Consider the following 14785-nt stretch of genomic DNA (forward strand, 5'->3'; position numbering starts at 1 on the left):
TCTGGAAATTAAATCCCAAGGAGAGCGCACCATGAGTATTTTTAGCTTTATCAAAGAAGCCGGCGAAAAGATCGTCGACCTGTTGACGCCGGGTAATGCGAACGCCAGTGAGCAGTTGAAGGAGCATGTGAGCAAGGTGGGCCTGGGTAGTCCAAACGTGCAGACCACGGTGGATGGCGACAAGGTCACGGTGACCGGTGAAGTGGCCACGCAGGAAGAGAAAGAGAAGATCCTGTTGGCGCTGGGCAACATTGCCGGCGTGGCAAGTGTGGATGACCAGATCACTGTCACTGGCCCTGCGGTTACCGCTGCTCGTTTCGTTGTAGTGAAAAAGGGCGATACCCTCAGCGCGATTTCCCTGGCGGTGTACGGTAACGCCAACCAGTACAATAAGATTTTCGAGGCTAACAAGCCACTGTTGTCGCACCCGGACAAAATCTATCCAGGCCAGACACTGCGTATCCCTGAGTAATACGCAGGATAAAATGAGGAAGCTCGCCCTTTTGTAGGAGCGAGCTTGCTCGCGAAAAATTCACAGGCACCGCGTTTATCCAGGAAGCACGCGTTATCGTTGACGTTTTTCGCGAGCAAGCTCGCTCCTACATAAGCCCGGTAATAAGTTCTCGATAATCCCCGACGGCTGCAAATTCTGCGGTGTCCTTTGGTCCTTTCTTGCTATCAGGCTCCTTCACTGCCAGCAAATGACCGACACCGAAATCCCGAGCGCTGCGCAGGATCGGCAAAGTGTCATCTATAAACAGGCTACGGGCCGGATCAAACTGGATATCCGCTTGCAAGGCTTGCCAGAATTGCGGGTTCTCCTTGGGAAAACCGTAGTCGTGAGAGCTGATCAATCGCTCGAAATACGGCGCCAGTTCAATGCGTTCCAACTTCAATGACAGCGAATCACGATGAGCGTTGGTGATCATGATCACGCGCTTGCCGGCCTGTTTGATCGCCGCCAGGAACGTATCGGCATCCGGGCGCAGGGCGATCAGGTGGGCGGTTTCCAGTTTGAGTTCGCGCACCGGAATCTTGAGTTCGGTGCTCCAGAAATCCAGGCAATACCATTGCAACTGTCCGGCGTTACGCTCAAACAGCGGTTGCAGCTCCATCTCGGCCATGGCCTGGCTCACACCGTGCAGCTCGGCGTAGCGCTGGGGCAGGTGCTCCATCCAGAAGTGGTTGTCGTAATGCAGGTCGAGCAGGGTGCCGTCCATGTCCAGCAGGACGGTGTCGATGGCGTGCCAGGGCAGAGAGGGCATGGTGGGGTCTCATGTAAGTAAAGATATCCGACACAGACAATCGGAAAAGCCACGGTATAGTAACCCGATCACGCCAAGGAGCCGTTTATGCGCCAGAAACCCACTGTCCTCGCCCGCGAAATAGTTGCCAGTAGCCGTTTGTTCCGCGTGGAGGAAGTGCAATTGCGCTTTTCCAATGGCGTTGAGCGCACCTACGAGCGTCTTGTCGGGCGTGGCACGGGCTACGGCGCCGTGATGATTGTAGCGATGATCGATGAAGATCATGCATTGCTGGTGGAAGAATACTGCGGCGGCACTGACGAATATGAATTGTCATTACCCAAAGGCCTGATCGAGCCCGGCGAGGACGTGCTTGCAGCCGCAGACCGCGAACTCAAGGAAGAGGCCGGCTATGGCGCACGGCAGTTGGAACACATCACCGAGCTGTCATTGTCGCCAGGTTATATGAGTCAGAAAATCCAGGTGGTGTTGGCTACCGATCTTTATGAAGAGTGCCTTGAAGGTGATGAGCCCGAGCCGATGCGGGTAGACCGGGTCAACCTGCGTGAGCTGTCGGCGTTGGCGCAAAACGAGCAATTCAGCGAAGGTCGCGCCCTGGCGGCGCTGTATCTGGTCAGAGACCTGTTGACCCAGCGTGGAGCGTTCAACGCATGAGCGAACTGTTTTTAGGCCATCCGTTTATCGCCCCGGTCATTGAGCTGGCGCGCCAGGCCGGTGAAGCTATCCTGCCGTACTGGCGTGCCGATATAGCCGTGACCTCCAAGGCGGACGATTCACCCGTGACGGCTGCCGACCTGGCTGCCCACCATCTGATTCTCGCAGGCCTCACCGCGCTGGACCCAAGTATTCCAGTGTTGTCTGAAGAGGACGCCGATATCGATCAGCGTGTGCGTGCCGGCTGGCAGCGCTGGTGGTTGGTGGACCCTTTGGATGGCACCAAGGAATTCATTTCCGGCAGTGAAGAATTCACCGTCAATATTGCATTGATCGAACAGGGCCGTGTGGTGTTCGGCGTGGTGTCGATACCGACCACTGGCCGTTGCTACTTCGGCGGCGCGGGCCTGGGGGCTTGGCGGTCGGACGTCAATGCCGCGCCCAAGCAGATTCAAGTACGCCAGACCAGGGCTGCGGGCGAAGCCTTTACCGTGGTGGCCAGCCGTCGTCATACCAGCCCTGAGCAGGAGCGCTTGCTGGAGGGTTTGAGCGAGGGTTTGGGTGAGTTGAAATTGGCGAATATCGGCAGTTCGTTGAAGTTTTGTTTATTAGCCGAGGGCAGTGCCGATTGTTATCCGCGCCTGGCGCCGACGTCGCAGTGGGATACCGCAGCGGCCCAGGGTGTATTGGAAGGGGCGGGGGGCGAAGTGTTGGAGTTGAATGGCAAGCCGTTCAGCTACCCGGCGCGGGAGTCGTTGCTGAACCCGTTCTTTCTGGCATTGCCAGCCAAGGCCGCCTGGCGTGATCGGCTGTTGACCCTGGCCAGATCTTAAGATCACTGCAGAGCAAAATGTGGGAGCGGGCTTGCCCGCGATGGCGGAGTGTCAGTCGTACAGGTATTGGCTGATCCACCGCTATCGCAGGCAAGCCAGCTCCCACATTAGCTTTATGGAGTGGCTGCTAGCGATGCAGCACGTACTGGCCGGTAAAGACGACGGCATGCTCTTCACTGCCTTCATTCACAATCCACGTCTCCAGCGCCAACCGCGCCCGCCCATAGCGCTGATAGGTCGCCACAAAGCGTTTCCACACCTTCTCCTGCGGCGCCGCGCAAATGGCTGTCGCGTCTTGCGTCACTGGCAGTGGGTAGCTGATCTGCCCTTCCTGAATCACGATATGCCCGTCTTCAATCCCGGCTTCACGCAGCTTCAGGTGCAGCCAACCCCAACCCGCCAGCACCGCGCCGCAGTAGAGGCTGCCGCCAAACATGGTGCTTTTGTGGTTGATGTTGGCCTGCAAGGGCAAGTGCAGTTGCAGTTTGTCGTGATGCCAGTCGAGCACCTTGAGGCCCATTTCCCGGGTGAGTGGGATGTCATGGTGAAGGATGGATTCCAGGTAACGGCTGTCGCGGCTCATGGCGGCCTCTTCGTGGGTGGACGATGTCATTCGTCGTCGGCGCTCTGGCTGGCACTGTCGGCGAAGTTCAGGCCGTGTTTGCGCAGTTTGTCATGCAAGGTTTTGCGCGGCACGCCCAAGGCTTCGGCGAGGCTGCGCACGGAGCTGTGGGGGCGGGTCAGTTCGGCGGCGATCAGGCTTTTTTCGAACTGTTCGACTTGCTCGCTCAGGCCTCCTGGCGTGGAGGTCAGCACGCCGGCGGCGGGATGGTCCTGGGTGTTGTCCAGGGCCAGCTCCAGGCCGAGGGCGAAACGCTCCGCGGCGTTTTGCAATTCCCGCACATTGCCCGGCCAGCTGTGGCGCAGCAACAGCGCGCGCTGGCCCGGTTGCAGTTCGTGCAAGGGCAGGCCGTGACGGCTGCTGGCCTCGTCGGCGAAGTGCTGGAACAGCATCAGCGCATCTTCACCCCGTTCACGTAGCGGTGGGATGCGCAGCGGCGCCACATTGAGGCGGTAATACAAGTCGGCACGGAAACGGCCCTGGTCAGCGGCCTGGCGCAGGTCTTCCTTGGTGGCGGCGATAATGCGGATATCCAGCGGGATCAGCTGATTGCCACCCAGGCGTTCCACTACGCGCTCCTGTAAAAGACGCAGCAACTTGACCTGTACATCCAGGCTCATGCTTTCAATTTCATCCAGAAACAGCGTGCCGCCATTGGCAAACTCGAACTTGCCGATGCGGCGCTTCTGCGCGCCGGTAAACGCGCCGGGTTCATGGCCGAACAGTTCGCTTTCCACCACCGATTCCGCCAGGGCCCCGGCGTTGATCGCCACAAACGGGCCGCTGCGTCGGCTTGAGAGGTCGTGCAGGGCGCGGGCGACGACCTCCTTGCCCGCCCCGGTTTCGCCGAGGATCAGCACATCGGCCTTGGTTGCGGCCAGCGCACCGATTTGCTCGCGCAGGCGCAACATCTGTGGCGAGTGCCCTACCAGGCGCGTGCTCAGTTGCTGGCGGTCGCTGAGGGCCAGGCGCAGGCTGCGGTTGTCCAGTACCAGCCGGCGCAGGGCCAGGGCACGACGCACGCTGTCGAGCAGCGCGTCACTGGCGAAGGGTTTTTCCAGGAAGTCATAGGCACCGGCACGCATGGCCTGCACCGCCAGCGGTACGTCGCCGTGGCCGGTGATCAGCAGCACCGGCAGGTCGGGGTCCTGGCCGTGCAATTCGGTCAACAGTTCCAGGCCGTCCATGCCGGGCATGCGGATGTCGCTGACCACCACGCCCGGCCAGTCGCGGGACAGGCGTGTGGTGAGCCCGTTGGCTTCGCCCAGGGGCAGGACTTTCAGGCCGGCCAGGTCCAGGGTCTGGCACAGGGCCTGACGCAGGTGTGGATCGTCGTCGATCAATACCACCTGAATCGAGTTGTCGATACTCATACACTGCGGTCCTCGGACGGTTGCAGACTGACGCCCGGCGAGCCGGCACGCAATTTCAAGGTTAACAGCGCGCCGCCTTCCTTGTGGTTGGCAAACGACAGTTCGCCGCCAAAGGCGCGCATCAGGGTGTCGCAGATCGCCAGGCCCAGGCCCAGGCCTTGGGTGCGCGTCTTGGTGGTGTAGAAAGGCTCGCTGGCGCGGCCCAGGGCTTCCATGCAAAAGCCCGGGCCGTTGTCGCGAATATACAAGTTGACGCCTTGGGGCGTGGTTTCGGCACTCAGCCACAGTTTGCGTGGCGGGCCTTTTTCGGTGAGGGCGTCCAGAGCATTGGCCAGCAAGTTACCCAGCACCTGGCGCAGGCGAGTTTCACCTGCCTGCACCCACAAGGTCGCCTCTGGCAGGTCGCGGATCAACTCCACCTCCATCGAACGCCGACGCTTGGCCAGCAATGCCAGGGCGTCGTCGAGCGCCGGTTGCAAAGCCACGCTCTCCGGCGCATGCCGGTCGCGGCGGGCGAATGCGCGCAGGTGGGCGATGATCGAGGCCATGCGCCCGGTCAATTCGCTGATCAGCTTGAGGTTGCCGCGGGCGTCGTTGGTGCGCTCATGGTCGAGCAGGATTTCGGCGTTTTCGGCATAGCTGCGAATCGCCGCCAGTGGCTGATTCAATTCATGGCTGATACTCGCCGACATGGTGCCCAGCGCCGAGAGTTTACCGGCCTGGACCAAGTCGTCCTGGGCGCGCACCAGTTCTTGCTGGGCATGCTCGCGCTCCAGCACTTCCTGTTTCAGGCGCCGGTTCAGGCCCTCCAGGTCGCTGGTACGCTCGGCCACGCGCATCTCCAACTCGCGGCGGGCCTTGGCTTCGAAGGCGATGCGTTCCAGGTAGTGCCGGCGGCGCTGCATCAGCAACCCCAGCAACAGCATCAGCACCAACAACGTGGCGCCGCCTACGGCGACGACCGTGCGCACCGGACGGTTGATCAGCGAGCGCGGCGCGAGGATTTCCACGTTCCAGCCGGTCTCGGCGATGGCCGTGGATTGGCGCAGCCAGGCGCTGCTGCTGAGGCTCAGCGGCTGCGGGTCGCGGGTGGGGTAGGGCTGGATGGCAACGATGGCCTCGCGTTCTTCGGCAGTCAGTGGCCGAGTGGCGCGGAATCGCCATTGCGGGCGTGAGGTGAGGATCACCACGCCGTTATGGTCGGTGACCAACAGTTGTTCCGGGGTATTGCCCCAGAGGCTTTCGGTGTGGTCCAGGTCGACCTTCACCACCAGCACGCCGATGATGGTGTCGCCGTCACGTACCGCGGCAGCGAAGAAGTAGCCGCGCTTGGCCGAGGTGGTGCCCAGGCCGAAGAAGCGCCCCAGGCGCCCTGCCATGGCCTCGCTGAAATACGGACGGAAGGAGAAGTTGCGCCCGACAAAGCTGTCTTGTTTGTCCCAGTTGGACGCGGCGAGGGTCTTGCCGGTGGTGTCCATCAAATACATCACCTCTACCCCGGCCTGGGCGGCGACGTCCTTGAGCAACTGGTTGGCACTGACCAGGTGGGTGCTGACGTGGGGCGCGTCCAATGCGGTGCGCAGGGCCGGCAAGTCACCGAGGATTTGCGGCAGTATTTCGTAGCGATGCAGGGTGCCCAACAAGTTGGCGACGTAGAGGTCGAGGGTCTGGCGGTTTTGCCCGGCCAGCTCGCTGCGGTAATAGCGCTCGGCCAAATGCTCCAGCGGCCACAACAGCGGCGCCAGGCACAGAGCCAGCAGGGCTAGGCTGCGCCAGCGGGGTCTTCGCGCAAGAGGTGGGGTCATGGAAGTCGCGCCTGTGGGTACAGGCGCATTATGCCTAGTGCTGCTGTGCAAGACACTCGTGCAATGCGTCCTGCCACTGTGGCTGGCTGACGTGCCATTGCTGTTGCAGGCGCGTGCAGTCCAGGCGCGAGTTCAGCGGGCGCTTGGCGGGGGTCGGGTAGGCGCTGGAAGGGATCGGTTCCAGCTCGGCGCAGGCCTTGCCTTCGGCGCGCAGTTGCTCGCCAATCGCCTCGGCAAAACCGAACCACGAGGTTTCACCCTGGGCAGTGAGGTGGTAAACGCCCCAATCCCCTGCCTTACCGGCCTGCCACTGCTCGATCAGCACACGGGTGCTGTTGGCGATAGTCCCGGCCCAGGTCGGCGCACCGATCTGGTCGGCCACGATGCGCATCTGCGGTTTTTCCTGCAGCAGGCGCTGCATGGTCAGCAGGAAATTCTTGCCATGGCTCGAATAGACCCAACTGGTACGCAAGATCAGGTACTGGCCACCTACAGCCGCAATCGCCTGCTCACCCGCCAGCTTGCTCTGGCCGTAGACACCCAATGGGTTGGGCGTGTCGTCTTCGGTGTAGGCGGCAGGTTTGCTGCCGTCGAACACGTAGTCGGTCGAGTAATGGATCAGCGGGATACCCAGCGCCTTGGCTTCCTCGGCGAGGATGCCGGGGGCGATGGCATTGATGGCAAACGCAGCGTCCGGTTCGCTCTCGGCCAGATCGACGGCGGTGTGGGCCGCCGCGTTGATGATCAGGCCAGGGCGATGGGCGCGCACTTGTTGGCGGATAAGGTCTGCGTCTGCCAGGTCAAGCTGGTCGCGGCCCAGGACGATAAGTTCGCCCAGGCTCTGGAGCCGCGCCTGCAGCTCCTGGGAGACTTGGCCGTGTTGGCCGGTGATGAGGATTTTCAGAGGCGCCATCACAGAAATAAATCCGCGTCTTTCAGGGTTTTACCGTTTTGATCTTTGGCGGACAGCGTCGGCGTGCCATTGAGCTGCCAATCGATGTTGAGATCCGTATCATCCCAACGGATACAACGCTCCGCAGACGGCGTGTAGTAGTCCGTGGTCTTGTAGAGGAATTCGGCATAGTCGCTCAGCACGACGAATCCATGGGCAAAGCCTGGTGGAATCCACAACTGGCGGTTATTTTCTGCCGATAGGCGCACGCTGGCCCACTTGCCGAAATGCGGCGAGCTGCGGCGGATATCCACCGCCACGTCCAATACTTCGCCGGCGGTCACACGCACTAGTTTTCCTTGGGCGTGTTCTACCTGGTAGTGAAGTCCTCTCAGCACGCCCTTTTGCGAGCGCGAGTGATTGTCTTGCACAAACTGCAGTTGTAATCCGCTGGCTTTTTCAAACGCGCGCGCATTGAAGCTCTCATAAAAAAAACCGCGCTCATCGCCAAAAACCTTTGGCTCGATGATTAGTACACCGGGCAGTTCAGTGGCGATCACGTTCATTTAGTGTTTCCAGCCAGCATATACAGGTACTGACCATAGCCGGTCTTACCAAAGTATTTGGCGCGTTCCAGCAGATAGTCACGGTCGATCCAGCCGTTTTCATAGGCGATCTCTTCCAGGCAAGCCACTTTCAAGCCTTGGCGATGCTCGATGGTCTGAACGTAGGTCGAGGCTTCCAACAGGCTGTCATGGGTGCCGGTGTCGAGCCAGGCAAAGCCACGGCCGAAGCGTTCAACATGCAGATCGCCGCGCTTGAGGTAAGCATTGTTGACGTCGGTGATCTCCAGTTCGCCACGTGGCGAAGGTTTGACCGCCTTGGCGATCTTGATCACGTCGTTGTCGTAGAAATACAGGCCGGTCACCGCGTAATGAGACTTCGGTTTAGCCGGTTTTTCTTCAATGGTCAGGGCGCGGCCTTCGCTATCGAAGTCAATCACACCGAAACGCTCAGGGTCTTTGACCCAGTAGCCGAACACGGTAGCGCCTGAAGGGCGTTCGGCCGCAGTGCGCAGTTGATCGCCGAAATGCTGGCCGTGGAAGATGTTGTCCCCCAGGATCAAGCACACAGGATCATTACCAATGAACTCTTCGCCGATGATAAACGCCTGGGCCAAGCCATCCGGCGAAGGCTGCTCCGCGTAGCTGAAGCGCACACCAAACTGGCTGCCATCGCCCAGCAGGTTCTGGTATTGCGGCAAGTCCACTGGCGTGGAGATCACCAGGATGTCCTTGATCCCCGCCAGCATCAGTACCGAGATCGGGTAGTAGATCATCGGCTTGTCATACACCGGCAACAACTGTTTGGATACGCCCAGGGTAATGGGGTGCAAACGCGTGCCGGAACCGCCGGCCAATACAATTCCCTTCATCATGCGATCAAATCCTTCACGTCAGTATTGCCCAGTCGTTCACCTTGATAACTACCGTCCTGGACCCTGCGGCACCATTCCAGGTTATCGAGGTACCACTGCACGGTTTTGCGCAGGCCGGTCTCGAAGGTTTCTTCCGGGACCCAGCCCAATTCGCGCTCGATCTTGCTGGCGTCGATGGCGTAGCGTTGGTCGTGGCCTGGGCGATCCTTGACGAAGGTGATCAGGTCGGTAAATTTCTCCACGCCGGCTGGGCGTTGTGGCGCCAGTTCTTCCAGCAGGGCGCAGATGCCACGTACGACGTCGATGTTCTTCTGTTCGTTGTGGCCACCGATATTGTAGGTCTCGCCCACAACCCCAGTGGTCACCACTTTGAGCAGCGCACGGGCGTGGTCCTCGACGAACAGCCAGTCACGCACCTGCAGACCATCGCCATACACCGGCAGTGGCTTGCCCGCCAGGGCATTGAGAATCACCAGCGGGATCAATTTTTCGGGGAAGTGGAACGGCCCGTAATTGTTCGAGCAGTTGGTCAACAGCACCGGCAGGCCATAGGTGCGCTGCCAGGCGCGTACCAGGTGGTCAGACGCTGCCTTGCTCGCGGAATAGGGCGAGCTCGGTGCGTAAGGCGTGGTCTCGGTGAAGAGGTCGTCCACGCCGTGCAGGTCGCCATACACCTCGTCAGTGGAGATGTGGTGGAAACGGAATGCGCTTTTTGCCGGCTCTGCCAGCGTCTGCCAATAGGCGCGCGTGGCTTCCAGCAGGCTGTAGGTGCCCACGATGTTGGTCTGGATAAAATCCGACGGACCGTCAATGGAACGGTCCACATGGGACTCGGCCGCCAAATGCATGATCGCATCGGGTTCGAAGCGTGCGAGCACGGCGCTGACGGTGGCCTGGTCGATGATATCGGCCTGGACAAACTCATAGCGGCTGTTGGACGCGATGCTGGCCAGCGACTCAAGGTTGCCGGCGTAAGTCAGCTTGTCCAGGTTGAGCACTTCATGCTCAGTGTGTTGAATCAAGTGTCGGATCAGGGCCGAGCCAATAAATCCGGCACCGCCGGTGATGAGAATGCGCATGTCGAGGGCCTTTTCCTTAGACGGACATAAAGCGAAAGATGCATAGCTTGAGTTGTGAATCGGGCCGGCGCAAGCGCCGTGAGCATAAGGGGTTGATTATCGCCCCTGAACAATGGCGATATAGACGCCTGAAAAAACAAAGGTCGTCACAATGTCGTTAGCCACGTTGACCCACCGTGCCAGCTTGCCTTGCCCAGAAGTAACCCCCGAGCAAGCAGCATGCCTGCTCGAACGACATTATGGATTGACGGGCAAATTACGCTCATTGGGCAGTCAACAAGACCTCAACTACAGAATTGACAGCACGCAGGGCCGTTTCGTTCTGAAAGTCTGCCGGGGTGACTACGCCGCGGTTGAACTCCAGGCCCAGCACGCAGCCCTCCACAGCCTGGGCACGCATCCCGGCCTGCGCGTGCCCAAGGTCATCCAGACAGTGGAGGGCGAGGAACTGCTGACGGTCAACGTCGACGGCCAAACCCTGCACCTGCGGCTGTTGGACTACATCGACGGCCAGCCCCTGACGCATTTGCCCCACCTGAGCCGTGCCGTGATCGAAGGCTTTGGTGAGCTGTGCGGGCAAATGAGCAACGCGCTGGCAGGTTTCGAACACCCTGGCCTGGAGCGCACCCTGCAATGGGACCCGCGCCACGCCCAGGCATTGATCACCCACCTGCTGGCAACCTTGCCCGATCTGCCGCAGCGTGCCGCTTTGGAACAGGTGGCCAGGCAGGTCGAGGCGCATGTGCAGCCGTTGGCGGCACGCCTGCCGTGGCAAGCGGTGCACATGGACATCACCGATGACAACGTGGTGTGGCAGCGTGATACCCAGCTACACTGGCGTATTCAAGGCGTGATCGATTTTGGTGATCTGGCGCGCACCTGGCGAATTACCGACCTGTCGGTGACCTGCGCGTCGCTGTTGCACCATGCCGACGGTGATCCGTTTGCCCTCTTGCCGGCGATCCAGGCCTGCCACGCGGTCACGCCCTTGCAGCGCGAAGAGTTAGAGGTGCTGTGGCCGTTGATCGTCGCTCGCGCGGCAGTGTTGGTGCTCAGCAGTGAGCAGCAGCAACGCCTGGACCCGGATAACACTTATCTAAAGAAAAACGCCGAGCACGAGTGGGAAATTTTCGATATTGCCACGTCGGTGTCCTTTGAGCTCATGCAAGCGGCGATTCTGCGCAGCGTCGGCGAAACATTACCGTCCGTCGCCAACCACGACTTCGCGCCTTTATTGCCAGGTGTGGTGGGTCGCGAGTTCGCCCTGATCGACCTGGGCGTACTCAGCCCGCATTTCGAGGCAGGCAATTGGGAAACTCCCGGCATAGATCGGCGCTTGCTGGATGAAGCGGCGACGGTGCATGGGCTGGCGGCCAGTCGTTATGGGCAATACCGCTTGTCGCGCACCCGTCCCGACAGTGCGGTGGAGTCCGAGACCTTCCCCCTGCATGTCGAGCTGCATCTGCCCCACGGCACGGTTTTGGAGGCGCCCTTTGCGGGAACGCTGCGCGAAGGCACCGACGGCTTACTGTGCTTGCATAGCAGTGGGCTGAGCCTGCGCTTGTGGGGCGTGCGAACATCACTCAAGCCCGGCGCAACGCTGGTCAAAGGGCAGGTGCTGGGCGAGGTTCATGGGCCGTTGACCGTGCAGTTATGCCGCGCCGACCTTGAGCCACCGCTGTTCTGCACACCTTCCCGGGCGTTGGCATGGCAGGCGTTGTGCCCGTCACCCGCGGCGCTGTTGGACCTGGCCTGTGATGCTGAGCCGGAACTGGACCCAGAGGCCCTGCTGGCCCGGCGTGATGCCAGCTTTGCCCGCTCCCAGAAGCACTACTACGCCGACCCGCCGCGTATCGAGCGTGGCTGGCGTAACCACCTGATCGATATGCAGGGCCGATCCTACCTCGACATGCTCAACAACGTGGCCGTGCTGGGCCATGGCCACCCGCGCATGGCGGAGGTGGCGGCGCGGCAGTGGTCGTTGCTCAACACCAACTCGCGGTTTCACTATGCGGCAATTGCCGAGTTCTCCGAGCGCTTGCTGGCGTTGGCGCCGGAGGGCATGGACCGGGTGTTCCTGGTCAACAGCGGCACCGAGGCCAATGACCTGGCGATTCGCCTGGCCTGGGCCTACAGCGGCGGGCGCGACATGCTCAGCGTGCTGGAGGCCTACCACGGCTGGTCGGTGGCGGCGGATGCCGTGTCCACCTCGATTGCCGATAACCCTCAGGCCTTGAGCAGCCGCCCGGATTGGGTACACCCGGTGACGGCGCCCAATACCTACCGCGGTGAGTTCCGCGGGCCGGCCAGTGCGCCGGACTATGTACGAAGCGTGGAGCATAACCTGGCGAAAATCGCCGCGAGCCGGCGTCAATTGGCCGGGTTCATCTGCGAGCCGGTGTACGGCAATGCCGGCGGCATCTCCCTGCCAGCGGGTTACCTGCAACAGGTATATGGCTTGGTCCGTGCCCAGGGTGGCGTGTGCATCGCCGACGAAGTGCAGGTGGGTTACGGCCGCATGGGGCATTTCTTCTGGGGGTTTGAACAGCAGGGTGTGGTGCCCGACATCATCACCATGGCCAAAGGCATGGGCAACGGCCAGCCGTTGGGCGCGGTGATCACCCGTCGAGAAATTGCCGAGGCACTGGAGGCCGAGGGTTACTTCTTCTCGTCATCCGGAGGCAGCCCGGTCAGCTGCCGGATCGGCATGGCAGTGCTGGACGTGATGGAGGAGGAAAAACTGTGGGAAAACGCCCAAGTGGTAGGCGGGCATTTCAAGGCACGACTGGAGAAATTGATCGACCGCCACTCACTCGTCGGTGCTGTACACGGTTCGGGATTCTATCTGGGCCTTGAACTGGTGCGTGATCGCCATACCCTCGAACCTGCGACGGCAGAAACCGCCTTGTTGTGTGATCGTCTGCGTGAGTTGGGGATTTTCATGCAGCCTACGGGGGATTACCTGAATATCCTCAAGATCAAGCCGCCGATGGTCACTTCCCGGCGCAGCGTGGATTTCTTTGTGGACATGCTGTCGAAAGTGCTGGATGAGCAACTGTGATTTATCGATGGTTATCGGCTATTTGTTGCAGAACTGAGCACCTATCGTATTTTTAGGCTGTTAAAGCCGATTTTTATCCATTATAAAGTTGCCCTTCACCCCATTCGGAGCCCTGATCGCCATGACCACCTTGCACAGCACACCTCGCGCCGATGGCTTTCACATGCCTGCCGAATGGGCGCCCCAGACTCAGACCTGGATGATCTGGCCCGAACGCCCAGACAACTGGCGCCTGGGCGGCAAGCCTGCGCAGGCGGCCCATGTGGCGGTGGCCAAGGCCATCGCGCGGTTTGAGCCGGTGACCGTCGCGGTTTCCGCCGGCCAGTACGAAAACGCCCGTGCCCGCCTGGACGTGCCCAATATCCGCGTGGTGGAAATGTCCAATGACGACGCCTGGGTTCGCGACACCGGCCCGACTTTCGTGATCAACGGCAGTGGTGAAGTACGGGGTGTGAACTGGGACTTCAACGCCTGGGGTGGTTTTGACGGCGGCCTGTATTCGCCGTGGAACCGCGATTCCCAGGTGGGAGGCAAGATCCTCGAGATGGAGCGCGCACCGCGTTACCGCACTGAAGGCTTTGTGCTTGAAGGCGGTTCGATTCATGTCGACGGCGAAGGCACACTGATCACCACCGAAGAGTGCCTGTTGAACCGCAACCGCAACCCGCACCTTGATCGTGCGGCCATTGAGGCGGTGCTCAGCGATAACCTGGCTGTGGATAAGATCATCTGGTTGCCGGACGGCCTGTTCAACGACGAAACCGACGGCCATGTGGATAACTTCTGCTGCTACGTGCGTCCGGGCGAAGTGCTGTTGGCCTGGACCGACGACCCGCAAGACCCGAACTACCCACGCTGCCACGCAGCCATGGATGTGCTGCAAAGCAGCACCGATGCCCAGGGTCGCTCGTTCATCGTGCATAAAATGCCGATCCCGGGTCCGCTGTATGCCACTGAGGAGGAATGCGCCGGGGTAGATTTGGTTGATGGCAGCCAGGAGCGTAATCCGACCGTGCGGTTGGCCGGTTCCTACGTCAACTTCCTGATCGTCAACGGCGGCATCATCGCGCCGAGCTTCGATGACCCGTTGGACGACCAGGCCAAGCAAATCCTGCAGAATCTGTTCCCACAGCATGAAGTGGTGATGGTGCCGGGTCGCGAACTGTTACTGGGCGGGGGCAATATCCATTGCCTGACCCAACAGCAGCCCGCCCCGCAGCGAAAGTGAGTGCAGTTGTAACAGCGCCTTGATGGCGTAGGAGCACTGCGCCCTTGCGGTGCTCCCCGCAAGCCCGCGACCCAGCCCGGTCGCGGGCTTTTTCATGCCTGTATGCCAATGAACAGGGCACATTGGCATAGCTCTTGTATCGCTGTGGTTACAGTGGCCCAAGGGGGATGACCGCGCAGTTCTGTCACAAACCTTGAGTAAGTTAGCCGCTCACGCAGCAGGAGAGAGCGCTGAAATGAATGCCGATGTCCACCTGATGAACACGCGTACGTTCCACCCTTTGCGGGTCGACGGTGACGCCATCCATGCGCTGGCCCTCTGGTTGAAGGCAAACGGCTCGCGACAGGTCAGGCAAGCGCCTGACTTGCGCAGCGTGATGAGTGAGCGCTACCCGGTGGGGTTGTTCACGGAGGATGAGGTGCAGGCGTTGTGCGAGGTAATGAGCAACTAAAGAACACCTGAAACCAACTGTGGGAGCTGGCTTGCCTGCGATGGCGGTGGTTCAGTTAAACATTCAGTGACTGGCACACCGCTT

The 14785-nt window shown here is 60.6% G+C and carries 14 protein-coding genes; 6 read left to right on the forward strand and 8 right to left on the reverse strand.

Annotated elements, in window-relative coordinates; translation table 11 throughout:
- Positions 1-31 precede the first annotated feature (31 nt).
- Positions 32-472: a peptidoglycan-binding protein LysM gene (gene lysM, locus QK296_RS03500; RefSeq protein WP_282390607.1), complete on the forward strand. Its 441-nt coding sequence runs from the start codon at positions 32-34 to the stop codon at positions 470-472.
- A 127-nt stretch (positions 473-599) separates the two neighbouring features.
- Here lysM and yrfG read toward each other — a convergent pair whose 3' ends face one another.
- Positions 600-1265 (reverse strand): GMP/IMP nucleotidase, encoded by a 666-nt coding sequence (gene yrfG, locus QK296_RS03505; RefSeq protein ID WP_003187706.1) that lies wholly within the window; start codon positions 1263-1265, stop codon positions 600-602.
- A gap of 87 nt (positions 1266-1352) precedes the next feature.
- Here yrfG and nudE point away from each other — a divergent pair, with 87 nt between their 5' ends.
- Both nudE and cysQ read left to right on the forward strand, forming a co-directional pair.
- Positions 1353-1919, forward strand: a complete 567-nt coding sequence (gene nudE / locus QK296_RS03510) for an ADP compounds hydrolase NudE (RefSeq protein WP_003187708.1) — start codon at positions 1353-1355, stop codon at positions 1917-1919.
- A complete protein-coding gene (gene cysQ / locus QK296_RS03515; protein ID WP_282390608.1) occupies positions 1916-2752 on the forward strand; it encodes a 3'(2'),5'-bisphosphate nucleotidase CysQ in 837 nt (278 codons plus the stop codon). Before nudE ends, cysQ begins: the two co-directional genes overlap by 4 nt.
- Before the next feature lie 127 nt (positions 2753-2879).
- On the opposite strand, the gene QK296_RS03520 is transcribed toward cysQ, so the two are convergent.
- Genes QK296_RS03520 through rfbB form a run of 7 tightly spaced genes read right to left on the reverse strand, consistent with a single transcriptional unit; the run spans position 2880 to position 9961 of the window.
- Entirely contained in the window at positions 2880-3335 is a 456-nt protein-coding gene (locus tag QK296_RS03520) for a YiiD C-terminal domain-containing protein (protein ID WP_282390642.1), read from the reverse strand.
- 26 nt (positions 3336-3361) lie between these two features.
- Positions 3362-4747, reverse strand: a complete 1386-nt coding sequence (locus QK296_RS03525) for a sigma-54 dependent transcriptional regulator (protein WP_003187711.1) — start codon at positions 4745-4747, stop codon at positions 3362-3364.
- Entirely contained in the window at positions 4744-6552 is a 1809-nt protein-coding gene (locus QK296_RS03530; protein ID WP_003187712.1) for an ATP-binding protein, read from the reverse strand. Before QK296_RS03530 ends, QK296_RS03525 begins: the two co-directional genes overlap by 4 nt.
- Positions 6553-6586: 34 nt before the next feature.
- Positions 6587-7456 carry a dTDP-4-dehydrorhamnose reductase gene (gene rfbD / locus QK296_RS03535; RefSeq protein WP_169856575.1) on the reverse strand — a complete coding sequence of 290 codons (870 nt, stop codon included), beginning with the start codon at positions 7454-7456 and terminating at the stop codon, positions 6587-6589.
- 8 nt (positions 7457-7464) lie between these two features.
- Positions 7465-8010 carry a dTDP-4-dehydrorhamnose 3,5-epimerase gene (gene rfbC / locus QK296_RS03540; protein WP_120247831.1) on the reverse strand — a complete coding sequence of 182 codons (546 nt, stop codon included), beginning with the start codon at positions 8008-8010 and terminating at the stop codon, positions 7465-7467.
- Positions 8007-8882 (reverse strand): glucose-1-phosphate thymidylyltransferase RfbA, encoded by an 876-nt coding sequence (gene rfbA / locus QK296_RS03545; RefSeq protein ID WP_169856496.1) that lies wholly within the window; start codon positions 8880-8882, stop codon positions 8007-8009. The genes rfbC and rfbA overlap by 4 nt, the downstream gene beginning before the upstream one ends.
- A complete protein-coding gene (gene rfbB / locus QK296_RS03550) occupies positions 8879-9961 on the reverse strand; it encodes a dTDP-glucose 4,6-dehydratase (protein ID WP_169856498.1) in 1083 nt (360 codons plus the stop codon). The genes rfbA and rfbB overlap by 4 nt, the downstream gene beginning before the upstream one ends.
- Positions 9962-10112: 151 nt before the next feature.
- On the opposite strand from rfbB, the gene QK296_RS03555 reads away from it, so the two are divergent.
- From QK296_RS03555 to QK296_RS03565, 3 genes are all read left to right on the forward strand, one after another.
- Positions 10113-13022, forward strand: a complete 2910-nt coding sequence (locus QK296_RS03555) for an aminotransferase (protein WP_282390609.1) — start codon at positions 10113-10115, stop codon at positions 13020-13022.
- A 121-nt stretch (positions 13023-13143) separates the two neighbouring features.
- Positions 13144-14250, forward strand: coding sequence for an agmatine deiminase (gene aguA, locus QK296_RS03560; protein ID WP_120247834.1), 1107 nt, complete (start codon positions 13144-13146; stop codon positions 14248-14250).
- Positions 14251-14485: 235 nt separating this feature from the next.
- Entirely contained in the window at positions 14486-14701 is a 216-nt protein-coding gene (locus tag QK296_RS03565; protein WP_003187725.1) for a hypothetical protein, read from the forward strand.
- Positions 14702-14785 lie beyond the last annotated feature (84 nt).

The sequence above is a fragment of the Pseudomonas sp. AL10 genome, assembly GCF_029960685.1.
GTDB classification, from domain to species: Bacteria; Pseudomonadota; Gammaproteobacteria; order Pseudomonadales; family Pseudomonadaceae; genus Aquipseudomonas; species Aquipseudomonas lactis.

Coding starts and splice junctions, on each gene's coding strand:
- lysM (WP_282390607.1), top strand. CDS start 32: ATGAGTATTTTTAGCTTTATCAAAGAAGCCGGCGAAAAGATCGTCGAC.
- yrfG (WP_003187706.1), bottom strand. CDS start 1,265: ATGCCCTCTCTGCCCTGGCACGCCATCGACACCGTCCTGCTGGACATG.
- nudE (WP_003187708.1), top strand. CDS start 1,353: ATGCGCCAGAAACCCACTGTCCTCGCCCGCGAAATAGTTGCCAGTAGC.
- cysQ (WP_282390608.1), top strand. CDS start 1,916: ATGAGCGAACTGTTTTTAGGCCATCCGTTTATCGCCCCGGTCATTGAG.
- QK296_RS03520 (WP_282390642.1), bottom strand. CDS start 3,335: ATGAGCCGCGACAGCCGTTACCTGGAATCCATCCTTCACCATGACATC.
- QK296_RS03525 (WP_003187711.1), bottom strand. CDS start 4,747: ATGAGTATCGACAACTCGATTCAGGTGGTATTGATCGACGACGATCCA.
- QK296_RS03530 (WP_003187712.1), bottom strand. CDS start 6,552: ATGACCCCACCTCTTGCGCGAAGACCCCGCTGGCGCAGCCTAGCCCTG.
- rfbC (WP_120247831.1), bottom strand. CDS start 8,010: ATGAACGTGATCGCCACTGAACTGCCCGGTGTACTAATCATCGAGCCA.
- rfbA (WP_169856496.1), bottom strand. CDS start 8,882: ATGATGAAGGGAATTGTATTGGCCGGCGGTTCCGGCACGCGTTTGCAC.
- rfbB (WP_169856498.1), bottom strand. CDS start 9,961: ATGCGCATTCTCATCACCGGCGGTGCCGGATTTATTGGCTCGGCCCTG.
- QK296_RS03555 (WP_282390609.1), top strand. CDS start 10,113: ATGTCGTTAGCCACGTTGACCCACCGTGCCAGCTTGCCTTGCCCAGAA.
- aguA (WP_120247834.1), top strand. CDS start 13,144: ATGACCACCTTGCACAGCACACCTCGCGCCGATGGCTTTCACATGCCT.
- QK296_RS03565 (WP_003187725.1), top strand. CDS start 14,486: ATGAATGCCGATGTCCACCTGATGAACACGCGTACGTTCCACCCTTTG.